Below are 13,376 nucleotides of genomic sequence, written 5' to 3'. Positions count from 1 at the left end.
GTCTTTAAGAAAGGAAGAGGAAAAATGAGTGTCAATGAACATAAAAAACAAGCTCCAAAAGAAGTGCGATGTAAGATCGTGACGATTTCTGATACACGTACGGAAGAGACAGATAAGAGTGGACAATTATTACATGAATTGTTAAAAGAAGCAGGACATACAGTGACTTCTTATGAAATTGTAAAAGATGATAAAGAGAGTATTCAGCAAGCAGTGTTAGCTGGTTATCATAGGGAAGACGTAGATGTTGTATTAACAAATGGTGGTACTGGTATTACGAAACGTGATGTCACAATTGAAGCCGTATCAGCGCTATTAGATAAAGAAATTGTCGGATTTGGTGAGTTGTTCCGCATGATTAGTTATTTAGAAGATATCGGAAGTAGTGCAATGTTAAGTAGAGCGATCGGTGGCACAATTGGGCGAAAAGTTGTCTTTTCAATGCCAGGGTCTAGCGGAGCAGTTCGCCTTGCGATGAATAAGCTAATTTTACCAGAATTAGGTCATATTACATTTGAGCTGTATCGCCAATGAGTAAATGGGCTGGAATTGTATTAGCGGGCGGTATGTCGAGTAGATTCGGTGAGCCGAAAGCGTTAGCGAGCTGGCAAGGGAGTACGTTTATTGAGCATATTTTGAAAGTGATGACAAGGACGCTCCAAGAGGTTGTAGTCATTAGTCATTCTGATATAAAAGAGCGAGTAGAGCAAATCGTACAAGTTCCTGTTATAGAAGATATTCCGCACTATAAAGGAAACGGACCACTTGCTGGGATTGTATCAGGTATGGAATACATAGAAGCAGATTGGTACGCTATTATGCCTTGCGATGCGCCAAATGTTTCGCATGAGTGGTTTACCATTTTATTAGAGCAAACGAGTGATGAATATGATGCAGTCGTACCTATTATTAATGGAAGAAAACAACCATTACTTGCAGCATATCATAACCGTGTGAAAGAAAAGATTTATGCTTTGCTTCAAGAAGAAAAAAGAAGTATGGGCCAACTTTTATCACAATGTAATGTGAAATATGTTGCTGGAGAAGATGTACAAGCGAATGCGGATTGGTTTATGAATGTGAATACGAAAGAAGAATATGTGCAGGCTCAAAAAGACCTTTCAAATGAATGAAAGGTTTTTTTGATATACAGAAATTGGGGAACAATTACTGTATAAAGGTATGTGAGTAAGTTGATTTTAAGGGGAATTCTTAAAATCACTATACAGTTAAAATACTGTATAACCATATATTTATTTATATGGGTTTTTATTACAAGTCTGTTTGTTTTTGTTGTAATGAATATAGAAATAATATGATATTTCACCTTGTGTATCATTTATTTAAGTAAAGTTTACAACTGTGTAATAAACTCCCTTCGTTTTTTTTGAAGGGAGTTTTTCTATTTAAGCAAGCAACTCTGATGCGTTATGCTGAAGGACTTCTTCATATTGGTTAAGTAAGCCACGAAAGATCTCATCCCAGCTTTTTGATTTCGCATAAGATGAAGCTACTATTCCCATCTGCTCAAGTTTTTCTTCATTTTGCAATAAAAGATAAATGGATGATAGAAATGCGTCCTCATTTTTGGGTGGACAAAGAACTCCCGTTTTTCCATCTGTAATAATATTCTTAACCCCGCCACTATTTGCACCAATGACAGGTGTACCGCATGCAAGCGATTCAAGTACAACGTTCCCAAATGTTTCAGTAGCAGATGGAAATACCATTAGATCGGAAGAAGCATAGGCTTCAGCTAAATCTTCACCTTGTAAATATCCAGTAAAGGTTACATTTGTTTTTGGGACAGCTTCACGCAAATTTGTTGCTAGAGGACCGTCTCCTGCTATAAGCCAATGAATATCGTTTCGAGTATGCGCTGATTTAACGATAAGATTTTGCAACGTATCAATATCTTTTTCAGGGGCAATCCGTCCAACATAGGAAAGGACGTACTTCGCTGTAATATTATATTTTTTTCGGAATAGGTCTGTATTGTAAGATGGATGAAAGAGTGTGCAATCTACACCCCGTCCCCAAATAGAGAGAGCCTGAAAGCCTTTATTTTTTAATTGATGTAATGTTTCAGGAGAGGGTACAAAATTTTTTTGCATATGACTATGAAACCACTTTAAATAGTTCCAAAGCATATTAGAGAGAAATTCGATTTTGTAATAGCGTAAATAAGCATCGAAATCAGTATGATAAGAACCGACAACTGGGATGTTTAATTTTTTTGCATAATACAATCCACAAAGTCCCATGTTGAAAGGCGTGGCAATGTGAATAATGTCAGGTTTAAAGGAAAGAAGTTCTCGTTTAATGCGCGGAGTAGGAAAAGAAAAACGACATTCTGGATATAATATTGTTAACGGGATACTTCTCATCTTGTTCACATTAGCCACGAAATTATCTTCAGCCGTATGCTGAGGGGCGAAAACAGAATAGGCGATTTTTTCTTTCTGAAAGTAACGTGTTAATCGTTCTAATGTTTTCGCAACCCCGTTCACTTGTGGCGTAAAAGTATCGGTAAATATGGCGACTCTCATCATATCACTCCTTTATGTGAAAAGTGGGATGAATTGATAAAAAGAGATGATGCCAGAGCAAGTGCCGAGGCACATACCGACGAATACATCAGACGGATAGTGAAGCCCTAAATAAATACGAGAAATACCAACGCATAATGCTAACGGTAATAGAAAAACAAATAAGCTTGGATTATAGCAAATAAATGGAATAAAGACAGAGAAAACAGCTGTTGTATGACCAGACGGGAAAGAGTGGTCTTTTAATGGATGGACTGGATATTTTGCATCCTGAATTGTTAAATAAGGACGTTTTCGCGGATACCACCTTTTTAATATTTGCACAGGGATATGGCTAATTGCTAACGAAATAGCAGTTGCAATTGCAGCTTGGTGCAAAGTTCCACCTGCGAAAATTAAAAAGAACAGTGTGAGTGCGATGGAGAAAGTCGCGCCACCGATATGAGTAATATTGCTGAAAAAGATATTTAACGTTTTTTGATCAAAATATCGGTTAATTCCTTTGAAAATGTAACATTCTATTTTATACAGTCCGCTGGCCTTCATGAAAATTCTCCTCCCTCGTTTACATATATATGGAGATATTAGCTTTTATTTTAATAAGATTTTGTTGAGGGAGTAATAATGTTTTGTAAAGAAAAAGTTAGTTTTTTTATAAAAAAGCTGCCAATCTTATGGCAGCGGAATTTTATTTCTGTAATGATTTATAGTACTGACCTTTTTCAACATATTGTGTGCGGATACGCTCCATGTCTTTACGGTCTTCTTCTGTTAATTCACGAACGACTTTCGCTGGACGACCGAAAGCTAACGTGTTTGGCGGGATTTTCTTTCCTTGTGAAACGAGGCTTCCAGCACCGATAAAGGCTCCTTCGCCAATTTCAGCACCATCTAATATAATAGATCCCATTCCAATTAAAGCATCTTTCTTAATATGGCAACTATGTAAAATCACTTGATGCCCAATTGTTACATCGTCTTCTAAAATAAGAGGATATTGTGGGCTTTGGTGAAGTGTACATTGGTCTTGTACATTTACACGATCTCCAATGATTGTTGGTGATACATCGCCGCGTATGACTGTATTAAACCAAATACTTGATTCTTCGCCAACGGAAACATCGCCTGTAATGGTAACATAGTCAGCGATAAAAGCACTACTCGCAATTTTCGGATTTTTTTCTTTGTAAGGATATATCATGTAAAGCCTTCCTTTCCTAGAGACTAGTTTCAGTGTATCAAATTATGAGAAAGAGTGAAATGGAGGAGAAGCCGTATGTGGAATTATGAAGCAGAGGAAGCGAAAGCTGTAATCGTTATTGTACACGGCGCAATGGAATATCACGGACGTTATGAAGCCGTTGCGGAAATGTGGAATCATATCGGCTACCACGTCGTGATGGGGGACCTTCCGTCACATGGAACGACTTCAAGAAATAGAGGACATATTGATTCGTTTGATGAATACATAGAGGAAGTTAAACTATGGGTGAAAGAGGCAAGAAAGTACAGATTACCTATTTTTCTATTTGGTCATAGTATGGGTGGTCTTATCGTCATTCGTATGATGCAAGAAACGAAGAGAGAAGATGTAGACGGCATTATTTTAAGTTCGCCATGTTTAGGCGTATTAGCTGCACCTTCTGCACCGCTTCAAGCTGCCTCAAAAATATTAAATATTATTGCTCCAAAATTGCAATTTGCAACAAATCTTACAGTGGAAATGTCAACACGTAACCATGAAGTGAGAGATGCGATGGAGAATGATTCATTGTTCTTGCGCAAAGTATCAGTACGTTGGTATAGTGAATTAATTAAGTCTATTGAAATTGCTCATAAAAAAATAGGTGATTTTCCAGACGTTCCACTCTTGCTAATGCAAGCATGTGAGGATAAACTTGTAGATAAAACACGTGTCCGCATGTGGTTTGATAATGTTAAAATGAGTGATAAGGCTTTTAAAGAATGGCCGAATTGTTATCATGAGTTATTAAATGAGTATGAGCGTGATGAAATTTTGAATTATATTCAGTCATTTACTGAAATACGCATCAATAACATAATAGAAACAAATAAGTAAATTATTTGTACATTGAATAGAGGAGATGAAGGAAGAAGTGAACGTACCGAGTAATCCCATAACGCTCATGGCGAAAGTATACCGTGATGTGTTTCCGGTTGTACACCATGAGCTAGCGATGTGGAAAGAGCGTGCCTACCATATTCCGAATGATGAGCTTCATAGTCAGGCAATCGCAAGTATTGAGCATAAAACGTTTCATTGCGAAGGCGGTGGTATTTTAGCGCTATTAGCGAATGAACACCGTGAGGAATGTATTCGTTTTATCGTCGCATATCAAACGATTAGTGACTACTTAGATAATTTATGTGATCGCAGTACATCACTTGATCCAAATGATTTTGCCGCGTTGCATGAATCGATGTTAATGGCATTATCACCTGAAGTAGAAGGTGGCGGTAATTATTATCGTTATCGTGATGATCAAGATGATGGTGGTTATTTAGATGAACTTGTTGAAACGTGCCAAGATGTTTTAAAGAAAACGAAGCACTATGACAAAATTGCTCCTGTTCTTCATGAACTTGCTTGTTATTATTGTGATTTGCAAATTCATAAACACGTGAAGTTAGAAGAAAGAGAACCACGATTACAAAAGTGGTTTGAAGCGCATAAAGAAAACTTACCTGAGATGAGTTGGTTTGAATTTTCAGCATGTGCCGGTTCTACGCTTGGAATTTTCTGTCTTGTAGCATATGCATTTCATGATGAATTACATCATGAAGATATTGCGAAAATTAGACAAGGATATTTCCCTTACGTGCAAGGGCTTCATATCTTACTTGATTATTTCATTGATCAAGAAGAAGACCGCGCCGGCGGGGATTTGAATTTCTGTAGTTATTATGAAAACGAGCAAGCTATATTAGATCGTATGAAACACTTTGTAGAAGAAGCAGAGAAAAGCATTGGTGATTTGCCTCATGCGAAGTTTCATCGTCTTATAAGCCGAGGGTTACTTGGTATTTATTTATCAGATCAAAAAGTATCAGCACAAAAGAATATGCACAAAATGGCACGGCGCATTGTAAAATACGGAGGCCTCACTTCACGATTCTTCTATTGGAACGGGAAGATGTACCGAAAGAAAACGGCGCAGTGATGAAGAAAACCACTCATATAGAGTGGTTTTTTTTGTTATAATATGGTAAAGGTGGTGGCGGAAATGAAGTATGTCTTTCAAAAGCTATATGATCACATTGAAGTAACACTCTTAGTCTTATTATCAATTTCATTTGTAACTGGAATGTATATGATGATGAATAGGCCAAGTGGTCCTACTATGATGGATTATGTGCCACAAGTAATAATTGGCGCAATTATTATAGTAGATATTGTCTTTTTAATAAGTAGTAGAAAAAAACAAACGAATAGTAAATAAAAAAGCATTTGTACACGGTAGTACAAACGCTTTTTTATTATGAACGTATTTTTGCAAATGCATATATAAGAAGCTCAATCGCAAAAATAACTAACACAGATAGTCCGAATAAAGGCATGACAGCGCCTAGTATAACCATCATGATAAAGAAAACGAGTATGCTTTTCTTATCTCTTTGCTTAGGAGGTGCTGCTAATTTTCCTTTCGGCTTTCTTGCTAACCACATTTTTATTCCGTAATAAATGAGAAGTAATAAAGATAATGTCGTTAGTAAGCATAATATTTTATTTGGCCATCCGAATAAATGACCTTCGTGAAGCGGGATACCGTAAGTGAACCATTGTGCAAATAAGCCATAATCACGATAGTCCGTTTTGGAAATAAGTTCGCCGCTATATTGATCAAAATAAGCTGTTATTTCTTCATTTGGTGCGACGTGCATACCTGTAATACCAGAACCACTCGATTTCGAAACGGTGAATACACCTTTCGGATCAGTTGGTAGTGAGATAACATACGGTTTCTTTATTTCAATCCCTTTTTGCAATTCATCGACAGAAATTGCTTTCGGTTCATTCGAATTAGATTCAGGAGGAGCTTCTTTTCTAGTTGCCCACGGCAATTCTTTTACCTTCGATTCAGGTGGTGCCATATACAACTTTGGATACCCGAGCGATTCATTCGACGATGCGATTTTATAAATTTGGTTACCCATAAATCCTGACCAAGGCAATCCAGATGCGACTAACAAAACGAGAGGAATTGTAAATATAATACCGATAATAGAATGACGTCGTTTTGCTTTTTCTCGTTTACTGGAGGCCGGTGTGTTTTTGAATTGGCGTATACTCATATACAATCCGGTTACAATTAAAAAGATTGTCCAGCATGCCGCAAGTTCTACAATATAGTTAACGACAGTGCCACCAACTAAAAGAGAACTATGTAATTCCCTCGTTATATTGGCAAACGTTTCACTTGCGTTTTGATCCCCAACAATTTGATTATTACTATCTAAATACACATATTTTTGTTGTCCAGTATACTCATTTGCAATGGTAAGTCTCGTATTATAATCTTCATGAAACTCACTAATTTTTGCCACACTATAATGCGGATATTGTTTCTCTGTTAAGGAAATAGAATCAGACATCGAAATAGATTCTGTTTGGGCGCTCTTCCCAAAATATAAATCTTTATAGATGAAATCTTCAACTTCCTCCCGAAATAAATACCCAATTCCGCTCAGTGACAACGTAATAAGAAGCGGCGTAATAAAAAGCCCAGCATAAAAATGCCAACGCCAAAAAATGTAATGAAGCGAACGGTTTACTTTCATACTTTCAGTTCCCCTAACCTTCCCTATATGAATAACTACTTATTTAATATAGCGAGATTAAGTGTGATTACTTTGAAAGAATTGTGAAGAAAGTTAAAAGTTTTGGGGATTTTTATCAAACAAAAAACACATTTCAAAAGGGATGTTTTCTATGTTTATGAAGATCTCTTTGTATTTGATAGATACATCTTAACAACCGCCTCAGCAAGACATTGAGAGGAATCAACAAAATCCTCACTCGCGATCACATTCAAATCGGTACATGCGATAATTGCAGTATCTACTTCAACTTCCAACTGTAAAACGAGCTCATTCCACAATTCGCGAGCTTTTTCAATTTCTCCGCCTTTAATACAAGAAATAATTTGATTAATCATTTCTTGCCATTTTTCATGATGAATGTACTCTATATTACGTTTTACAATCCCATCTTGGTAAATTCCAGCTTGAACAGTTGCTTCCGTTGCGAGAAGAGCGACTCTTTTGGCAGTTTCAGGAATTGCTTTTAACGTCTCATCAACTATATTCAAAATAGGAATAGAAAGAGATCGCTGTAATTCTTCAAAATAAAGATGCGCTGTATTGCACGGCATAGCGATAAATTCTACACCAGTACTTTCAAGCTTTTGCGCCCCTTCAATAATCGCTTTTTTCATTGCTTCGTGATCAATAGGGTGATCCATGTAAAACGGTGTTGGGCACGAGTAAATCATCATATGAGGAAAAACCATATCATGCTTTGCTCCGTATATTGTTTGGCATTCTGCTACAACTGTATCGACGAACGGTCCGGTTGATTTTGGCCCCATTCCTGCTAGTATTCCGATCATTGTTTCGTCTCCTTTAATATGTAATTAAAAACGTTTTTTGCGAACGATAAAAAGAAATAAAGTAAATAATAAAAATGAATATACGATAGCCCAAGCTGTCAGCCATAGCGTGTGAGTCAGTATATTATATTTGTACTGTCCAAGCATTAGAAAGCTTTCGACAGGTGGTAAAAACCATAGTAACTCTTTTTTAAACTGGATAGATGCGATCGTTATAAGCAATATAAATGTAAGGCTAAGCCAAGCAGTGCCTGCTTTTTGAATTATATTTCTTGTAAATAATGTTGCGATTGAAATCCCTAGTATAGAGAAAGATATGTGAGAGAGAAATCCGATTAGAAATAAAGAAACTGTCATTTTTTCATTAAACATTTGCAAAATAATGGGATAGATTACGGATATAAAAGATAACACAGTACAAATGAGAAGAGCTGTAATATATTTACCAACGTATAATGCGGAAATGTTATTTGTGTGTGAAATAGTGATTTGCTCTTGTACAGGGTCTTCGGTATGAAAAATTGTGACCGTAATCCAGGCAGATAATAAATAAAGTGCGAGTGCTGTTTCTAAATATGTCGGTACAATAGGAGTCGGTTTATATGTATATACAAAAAGCAAGCTTATAAAGTACATCGCAATAGGAGGGATGTACTTATATGATTTTGTATAGTCGAGAAAATGGTAACGAATAAGCGCGAACATAATAAACCTTCTTTCGATTTAAAAGTTAGGTTGTAGCAGTGTGATAGATGCTTTTTTATGTAATAAAAACTGAAGTATGTCATTTGTATATTCTTTTTCGATTTGTAATTGAATAAGATTTTGATTTGAATTGTGTGCAACGTGTATAAATCCTAATTGTTTCTGTAGTTCTATCGCTGAAAATGTTTCGTGAACGATTGCCTCAATATAGACTTGTTCTGCTCCTTTTTGTACAGAGATATTTTCTGCAATTGTATGATTTGCTAACGTCACAATTCTATCGGCGAAGTTTTCTAGTAGCTGTTTTTCGTGACATGTGAAGAGTATAGATATACCTTGTTGTTTGAATGAGAGTAAAATATGTTCTAATTCTTGCTGAGAGTTAGGATCGAGCCCAGAAAGAGGTTCATCTAAAATTAATAAATGGACGTCTGTAAGTAATGCTTGCATAATGCCTGTTTTTTGTTTCATACCTTTTGAAAAGTTTCGTACAACGGAATGCCTTGCATGAAGTAAATGAAAAGATTCAAGGAGCATCGGAATTTTATTTCTTACATATGCTGTTGATAAACCGTGAATGCAGCCGAGATGATATAAATAATCTTCTAATGTAAAACGAATCCCTTCAGGAAAATGTTCAGGTACATAACCGATTTGTATATGTTCTTTCCTTTGAATCGTCCCTGTCGTAGGTGAAATAAAGCCTGCAATTATTTTGAGTAGCGTACTTTTTCCAGTCCCGTTCCCGCCAACAATAGCGAGTGCTTCTCCTTCTGGAATGGATAAATCAATGTTGTCTAGTATAAGTGATTTGCCATACTTCTTTTGAATTCCCCTTAGTTCTACTAGCAAAGTTCTATCCTTCTTTCTTTAAATATTGTATATATCCATTATATAGGAGAATAACGAAAAGACGTGCAGTGAGTGCACGTCTTTTTTGTTATCTTTTGTCGATAAGTCGATATGTTGTGTCGAATCGTCGATATATCGAAAAAATCGTTGATATATTTTAAGTTACGATAGATATAATTGAAAAATTGTCGATATTTTATCGTTTCTCAATCGCTACAATAAATGGCGGGTTGTTTTGTTGGTTAATGAAGCCGTATCGCAGTACGTGTGCTTGTTTTTGGTCTAGTTCTTCGGCAAACTTAAGTACAGCGTCGCGTTCTACTTGTCCTTCTGGATGTCCGTGGTAAATGACAAGGACGATGATACCTTCAGGTGCCATTACGTCTAGTAATTGCTCGATTGCCGAGATTGTTGAGTTCGGTTTTGTGACGATATGCTTGTCTCCGCCTGGAAGGTAACCTAAGTTGAAGATCGCGCCTGTCACTTTTCCTTTTGCATCTTCTGGTAATACGGATAGAAGTGTATCGTGACTATCGTGAACTAAAACAGTACGTTCGAATAGGTCTTTTTCTTTTAGACGAGTCGTCGAGCTTTCAATTGCCTCTTTTTGAATATCAAATCCAAATACTTTTCCGTTATCTCCAACGATTTCAGCTAGGAAGCAAGTGTCATGACCGTTTCCTAAAGTTGCATCTACAGCATAATCGCCTTCTTTTACTGCCGTTTGCAGCAGCGTGCGAGCAAACGGTAATACACGTTCTAATTTCATTTTTGTTTCTCCTCATTTGCATATTTTCCTTGCCAGCTTCCGCGGCGTACAAATTCTGCATCGATGGAATTTAATACTTCCCATTTATTTAAGCTCCACATTGGGCCGATCATTAAATCAGGTGGACCGTCACCTGTGATGCGGTGCACAATTACGTCTTCTGGAATAATTTCAAGTTGGTCAACAACGAGACTTACATAATCTTCAAGAGAAAGGAATTCTAATTGTCCTTTTTCATATTGCTTCACCATTGGTGTTCCTTTTAATAAATGAAGTAAATGAATTTTAATTCCTTGTACGTCAAGCTTCGCTACTTCACGAGCTGTTTCCATCATCATGTCGTAATCTTCAAGAGGAAGACCGTTAATAATATGAGAGCAAACTCTAATGCCATGTTTACGTAATTTATTTACGCCTTCAACGTAAGAAGGATAATCGTGAGCACGATTAATAAGATTTGCAGTTCGTTCATGAACAGTTTGTAGTCCGAGCTCAACCCAAAGGTACGTGCGTTTATTTAAGTCCGCTAAATATTCAACGACATCGTCTGGTAAACAATCTGGACGAGTCGCAATAGAAAGACCGACAACGTCTTTTTCTGCTAGAAGCGGTTCGAATTTTTCTTTTAACACTTCAAGTGGTGCATGTGTATTTGTGTACGCCTGGAAATAAGCGATACATTTTCCGTCTTTCCACTTTGAGCGCATTTTTTCTTTCATTTCATGATATTGCGTGATAACATCATCGCGGCGATCGCCAGCGAAGTCACCAGATCCAGCAGCACTGCAAAATGTACAACCGCCATAAGCAACTGTACCGTCACGGTTTGGGCAATCAAAGCCAGCATCTAATGAAACTTTAAAGATTTTTTCTCCAAATTCATTTCGTAAATGGTAATTCCATGTATGATAACGTTTATTGTCGTTCGTATATGGAAAAGGGTTTTGAACCTTCATTACTTTCCCTCCTAAGCCGAGTCAAAATGAAACAAAATCCATTATAACATACTCATAAGGTTCATATGGAAGGGACACACTAAAGGGGAATTGAAGCAAGGAGGGACAATTATGGCAGAGCGTCAATCACTTGAATCTTATATTACACAAGCGGAACAAGCGGTGGAATATGCGAAAGAACAATTAGATCTTGGTATGAGACAAGAGCATTACAATACGATGGAGTATTCAGATGCGCAGTTACAATTAGAACAAGCGTATAACGATTTACAAACGATGCAACAACATGCGAATGATGAGCAACGTGAGCAATTAAATAGAGCACGTATGGCAATTCGCCAACTGCAACATCAAATGATTATTACACCGCACTAATAAGGAGTGAATGTAATGGCGAAACGTTCAGATCAAAATAACCCAGAGCAAAAAACGCAAAATGGACATAACGCTGAGTTTTCAAATGAACTTGATCCGATTGTTCAAGTAAAACAGCGTAACAGTAAAAAAGGACAACCTCAAAAATCGAAGCAATCAGAGTAAACCAGGTCGCATTATGACCTGGTTTTATTTTGCACTGCAAATGGATGAGTAGTGCGAGATGAACAGTTAACATATCAATTAAAGTTTTATTTTACTATATGACAATAATGTAAGATTACTGTAAGGTTTACCGATAGTTATAAGCCTACTTCTCCAGTAGAGTAAGGGAGGATTAAATTTTGGACAAGGAGTTGCTTTATGGGGAACAATATTACAAACAAACGAATTGATGAGTTAGATTACATTCGTGGTTTCGCACTACTGGGGATTATTTTAGTAAATATTCTTGCACTACTTAATATTAAAATTCCAGATCCTAATACAGTGGATGCAAGTTATCAAAGGTTTCTATACTTATTTGTAGAAGGTCGTTTCTTCTCAATCTTCTCATTCTTATTTGGAGTAGGATTCTATATCTTTATAACGAGAGCAATTGCCAAAGGAAAGAATGGATATGTTCTATTTCTACGCCGGGTAGTTGCACTATTTATTTTCGGTTTGATTCATTACATGTTTCAGCCTGGAGAGGCATTAACGTTATATGCAATTTGCGGGTTAATCGTTTTACCATTTTATAAAGCGAAAAAACAAGTGAACTTAGTTATTGGCCTTATTTTAACAATTGCTTTTAGTGTAATGGGGATTAAAGAACTATTACCACTCGGCTTAATTTTATTAGGTCTTGCTGCAGGGCAATATCGTGTATTTGAAAATCTCACGCAAAACATAAAGAAAGTCGCTATTTTTACAGGTATTATGTTTGTCTTAAGTGTCGTAGCTGTATGGTATCAATACGGGCACGTGCCTGCTGAGCCATTTGTAAATATGATACTTATGAATGAGGACGGAACAATGGATGCTGCAGGCCAATTTTTAAAAATTGGTGTTACAGTTGGACCAGTCATTTCAGCTTTCTATGTGGGGGCATTAATTTTATTACTTCAATTAAAACCAGTTCAAACATTGTTAGCACCACTCAAATACTACGGTCGTATGGCTTTAACGAATTATATCGGACAAACTGCAATGATTTTAATTGCAGGCAGTGTATTTAACTTCGCAGAAAACTTAACGTATATGCAGACTTTATATGTTTGTATTGCAATTTATGCAATTCAAATTGTGTTTAGTGTAATTTGGATGAAAATCTTTAAGATGGGTCCACTAGAATGGATTTGGCGTGTTATTACGTACTGGACGGTAACGCCTTTAAAGAAATAAAGAGTGAAGTAGGCTGTTCCTTTTGTGGAACAGCCTATTTTTATTTTTAGCTTTTGTCGGTAAGTCGATGTAATTTCATTTACCGACGTACCATTTCAAAAAGTGAACGAATTTGTATTTAAAGGAAAAGGCTAAGCTTACAAGCACACCTTTT

At 36.7% G+C, this 13,376-nt stretch carries 17 protein-coding genes; 8 read left to right on the top strand and 9 right to left on the bottom strand.

What is annotated here, in order from left to right:
- Positions 1–24 precede the first annotated feature (24 nt).
- Together V7S50_RS08520 and V7S50_RS08515 are read left to right on the top strand one after the other, a co-directional pair.
- Positions 25–534, top strand: coding sequence for a MogA/MoaB family molybdenum cofactor biosynthesis protein (locus V7S50_RS08520; RefSeq protein WP_242252386.1), 510 nt, complete (start codon positions 25–27; stop codon positions 532–534).
- The gene (locus V7S50_RS08515; RefSeq protein WP_242252387.1) at positions 531–1,133 is read left to right on the top strand and encodes a molybdenum cofactor guanylyltransferase; all 603 of its coding nucleotides are present in this window, start codon (positions 531–533) and stop codon (positions 1,131–1,133) included. The genes V7S50_RS08520 and V7S50_RS08515 overlap by 4 nt, the downstream gene beginning before the upstream one ends.
- Positions 1,134–1,406: 273 nt before the next feature.
- On the opposite strand, the gene V7S50_RS08510 is transcribed toward V7S50_RS08515, so the two are convergent.
- The 3 genes from V7S50_RS08510 to V7S50_RS08500 all read right to left on the bottom strand — a co-directional run bounded on the left by V7S50_RS08510 (position 1,407) and on the right by V7S50_RS08500 (position 3,750).
- Positions 1,407–2,549 (bottom strand): glycosyltransferase family 4 protein, encoded by a 1,143-nt coding sequence (locus tag V7S50_RS08510; RefSeq protein ID WP_242252389.1) that lies wholly within the window; start codon positions 2,547–2,549, stop codon positions 1,407–1,409.
- A 12-nt stretch (positions 2,550–2,561) separates the two neighbouring features.
- Positions 2,562–3,095, bottom strand: a complete 534-nt coding sequence (locus V7S50_RS08505) for a phosphatase PAP2 family protein (protein WP_242252390.1) — start codon at positions 3,093–3,095, stop codon at positions 2,562–2,564.
- A gap of 142 nt (positions 3,096–3,237) precedes the next feature.
- Positions 3,238–3,750 carry a gamma carbonic anhydrase gene (locus V7S50_RS08500; RefSeq protein ID WP_000640207.1) on the bottom strand — a complete coding sequence of 171 codons (513 nt, stop codon included), beginning with the start codon at positions 3,748–3,750 and terminating at the stop codon, positions 3,238–3,240.
- Positions 3,751–3,825: 75 nt separating this feature from the next.
- Between V7S50_RS08500 and V7S50_RS08495 the strand changes: the two genes are divergently transcribed.
- The 3 genes from V7S50_RS08495 to V7S50_RS08485 all read left to right on the top strand — a co-directional run bounded on the left by V7S50_RS08495 (position 3,826) and on the right by V7S50_RS08485 (position 6,010).
- Positions 3,826–4,629, top strand: a complete 804-nt coding sequence (locus V7S50_RS08495) for an alpha/beta hydrolase (RefSeq protein WP_242252391.1) — start codon at positions 3,826–3,828, stop codon at positions 4,627–4,629.
- Positions 4,630–4,666: 37 nt separating this feature from the next.
- Positions 4,667–5,731 carry a tetraprenyl-beta-curcumene synthase family protein gene (locus V7S50_RS08490; RefSeq protein ID WP_242252634.1) on the top strand — a complete coding sequence of 355 codons (1,065 nt, stop codon included), beginning with the start codon at positions 4,667–4,669 and terminating at the stop codon, positions 5,729–5,731.
- A gap of 63 nt (positions 5,732–5,794) precedes the next feature.
- Complete coding sequence (locus tag V7S50_RS08485) at positions 5,795–6,010, top strand: hypothetical protein (protein ID WP_063223614.1); 216 nt, start codon at positions 5,795–5,797, stop codon at positions 6,008–6,010.
- Positions 6,011–6,047: 37 nt separating this feature from the next.
- Here V7S50_RS08485 and V7S50_RS08480 read toward each other — a convergent pair whose 3' ends face one another.
- The 6 genes from V7S50_RS08480 to V7S50_RS08455 form a co-directional block, all read right to left on the bottom strand.
- Entirely contained in the window at positions 6,048–7,349 is a 1,302-nt protein-coding gene (locus tag V7S50_RS08480; RefSeq protein WP_242252392.1) for a PepSY-associated TM helix domain-containing protein, read from the bottom strand.
- A gap of 155 nt (positions 7,350–7,504) precedes the next feature.
- Positions 7,505–8,179 carry an aspartate/glutamate racemase family protein gene (locus V7S50_RS08475; protein ID WP_242252393.1) on the bottom strand — a complete coding sequence of 225 codons (675 nt, stop codon included), beginning with the start codon at positions 8,177–8,179 and terminating at the stop codon, positions 7,505–7,507.
- Between the two features lie 24 nt (positions 8,180–8,203).
- The gene (locus V7S50_RS08470; protein ID WP_242252394.1) at positions 8,204–8,884 is read right to left on the bottom strand and encodes an ABC transporter permease; all 681 of its coding nucleotides are present in this window, start codon (positions 8,882–8,884) and stop codon (positions 8,204–8,206) included.
- A gap of 18 nt (positions 8,885–8,902) precedes the next feature.
- Positions 8,903–9,736, bottom strand: coding sequence for an ABC transporter ATP-binding protein (locus V7S50_RS08465; protein WP_242252395.1), 834 nt, complete (start codon positions 9,734–9,736; stop codon positions 8,903–8,905).
- A 196-nt stretch (positions 9,737–9,932) separates the two neighbouring features.
- Positions 9,933–10,505, bottom strand: coding sequence for a class I SAM-dependent methyltransferase (locus V7S50_RS08460; RefSeq protein ID WP_242252400.1), 573 nt, complete (start codon positions 10,503–10,505; stop codon positions 9,933–9,935).
- A complete protein-coding gene (locus V7S50_RS08455) occupies positions 10,502–11,461 on the bottom strand; it encodes a TIGR01212 family radical SAM protein (protein WP_000868033.1) in 960 nt (319 codons plus the stop codon). The genes V7S50_RS08460 and V7S50_RS08455 overlap by 4 nt, the downstream gene beginning before the upstream one ends.
- Before the next feature lie 111 nt (positions 11,462–11,572).
- Here V7S50_RS08455 and V7S50_RS08450 point away from each other — a divergent pair, with 111 nt between their 5' ends.
- The 3 genes from V7S50_RS08450 to V7S50_RS08440 all read left to right on the top strand — a co-directional run bounded on the left by V7S50_RS08450 (position 11,573) and on the right by V7S50_RS08440 (position 13,222).
- On the top strand, positions 11,573–11,836 hold the full coding sequence (locus V7S50_RS08450; RefSeq protein ID WP_000840865.1) for a YtzC family protein: 264 nt from the start codon (positions 11,573–11,575) through the stop codon (positions 11,834–11,836).
- 15 nt (positions 11,837–11,851) lie between these two features.
- Positions 11,852–12,001, top strand: a complete 150-nt coding sequence (locus V7S50_RS08445; RefSeq protein ID WP_001129340.1) for a hypothetical protein — start codon at positions 11,852–11,854, stop codon at positions 11,999–12,001.
- Between the two features lie 198 nt (positions 12,002–12,199).
- Positions 12,200–13,222: a DUF418 domain-containing protein gene (locus tag V7S50_RS08440; RefSeq protein ID WP_242252402.1), complete on the top strand. Its 1,023-nt coding sequence runs from the start codon at positions 12,200–12,202 to the stop codon at positions 13,220–13,222.
- Positions 13,223–13,376: the final 154 nt, after the last annotated feature.

The organism is Bacillus sp. CCNWLW194 (genome assembly GCF_037120585.1).
Classification (GTDB): Bacteria; Bacillota; Bacilli; order Bacillales; family Bacillaceae_G; genus Bacillus_A; species Bacillus_A basilensis.
Note: the sequence above shows the minus strand (reverse complement) of the source record. Positions and strands in the feature narration are given on the sequence as shown.

Coding starts and splice junctions, on each gene's coding strand:
- V7S50_RS08475 (WP_242252393.1), bottom strand. CDS start 8,179: ATGATCGGAATACTAGCAGGAATGGGGCCAAAATCAACCGGACCGTTC.
- V7S50_RS08510 (WP_242252389.1), bottom strand. CDS start 2,549: ATGAGAGTCGCCATATTTACCGATACTTTTACGCCACAAGTGAACGGG.
- V7S50_RS08505 (WP_242252390.1), bottom strand. CDS start 3,095: ATGAAGGCCAGCGGACTGTATAAAATAGAATGTTACATTTTCAAAGGA.
- V7S50_RS08485 (WP_063223614.1), top strand. CDS start 5,795: ATGAAGTATGTCTTTCAAAAGCTATATGATCACATTGAAGTAACACTC.
- V7S50_RS08450 (WP_000840865.1), top strand. CDS start 11,573: ATGGCAGAGCGTCAATCACTTGAATCTTATATTACACAAGCGGAACAA.
- V7S50_RS08515 (WP_242252387.1), top strand. CDS start 531: ATGAGTAAATGGGCTGGAATTGTATTAGCGGGCGGTATGTCGAGTAGA.
- V7S50_RS08445 (WP_001129340.1), top strand. CDS start 11,852: ATGGCGAAACGTTCAGATCAAAATAACCCAGAGCAAAAAACGCAAAAT.
- V7S50_RS08520 (WP_242252386.1), top strand. CDS start 25: ATGAGTGTCAATGAACATAAAAAACAAGCTCCAAAAGAAGTGCGATGT.
- V7S50_RS08440 (WP_242252402.1), top strand. CDS start 12,200: ATGGGGAACAATATTACAAACAAACGAATTGATGAGTTAGATTACATT.
- V7S50_RS08495 (WP_242252391.1), top strand. CDS start 3,826: ATGTGGAATTATGAAGCAGAGGAAGCGAAAGCTGTAATCGTTATTGTA.
- V7S50_RS08455 (WP_000868033.1), bottom strand. CDS start 11,461: ATGAAGGTTCAAAACCCTTTTCCATATACGAACGACAATAAACGTTAT.
- V7S50_RS08470 (WP_242252394.1), bottom strand. CDS start 8,884: ATGTTCGCGCTTATTCGTTACCATTTTCTCGACTATACAAAATCATAT.
- V7S50_RS08460 (WP_242252400.1), bottom strand. CDS start 10,505: ATGAAATTAGAACGTGTATTACCGTTTGCTCGCACGCTGCTGCAAACG.
- V7S50_RS08480 (WP_242252392.1), bottom strand. CDS start 7,349: ATGAAAGTAAACCGTTCGCTTCATTACATTTTTTGGCGTTGGCATTTT.
- V7S50_RS08500 (WP_000640207.1), bottom strand. CDS start 3,750: ATGATATATCCTTACAAAGAAAAAAATCCGAAAATTGCGAGTAGTGCT.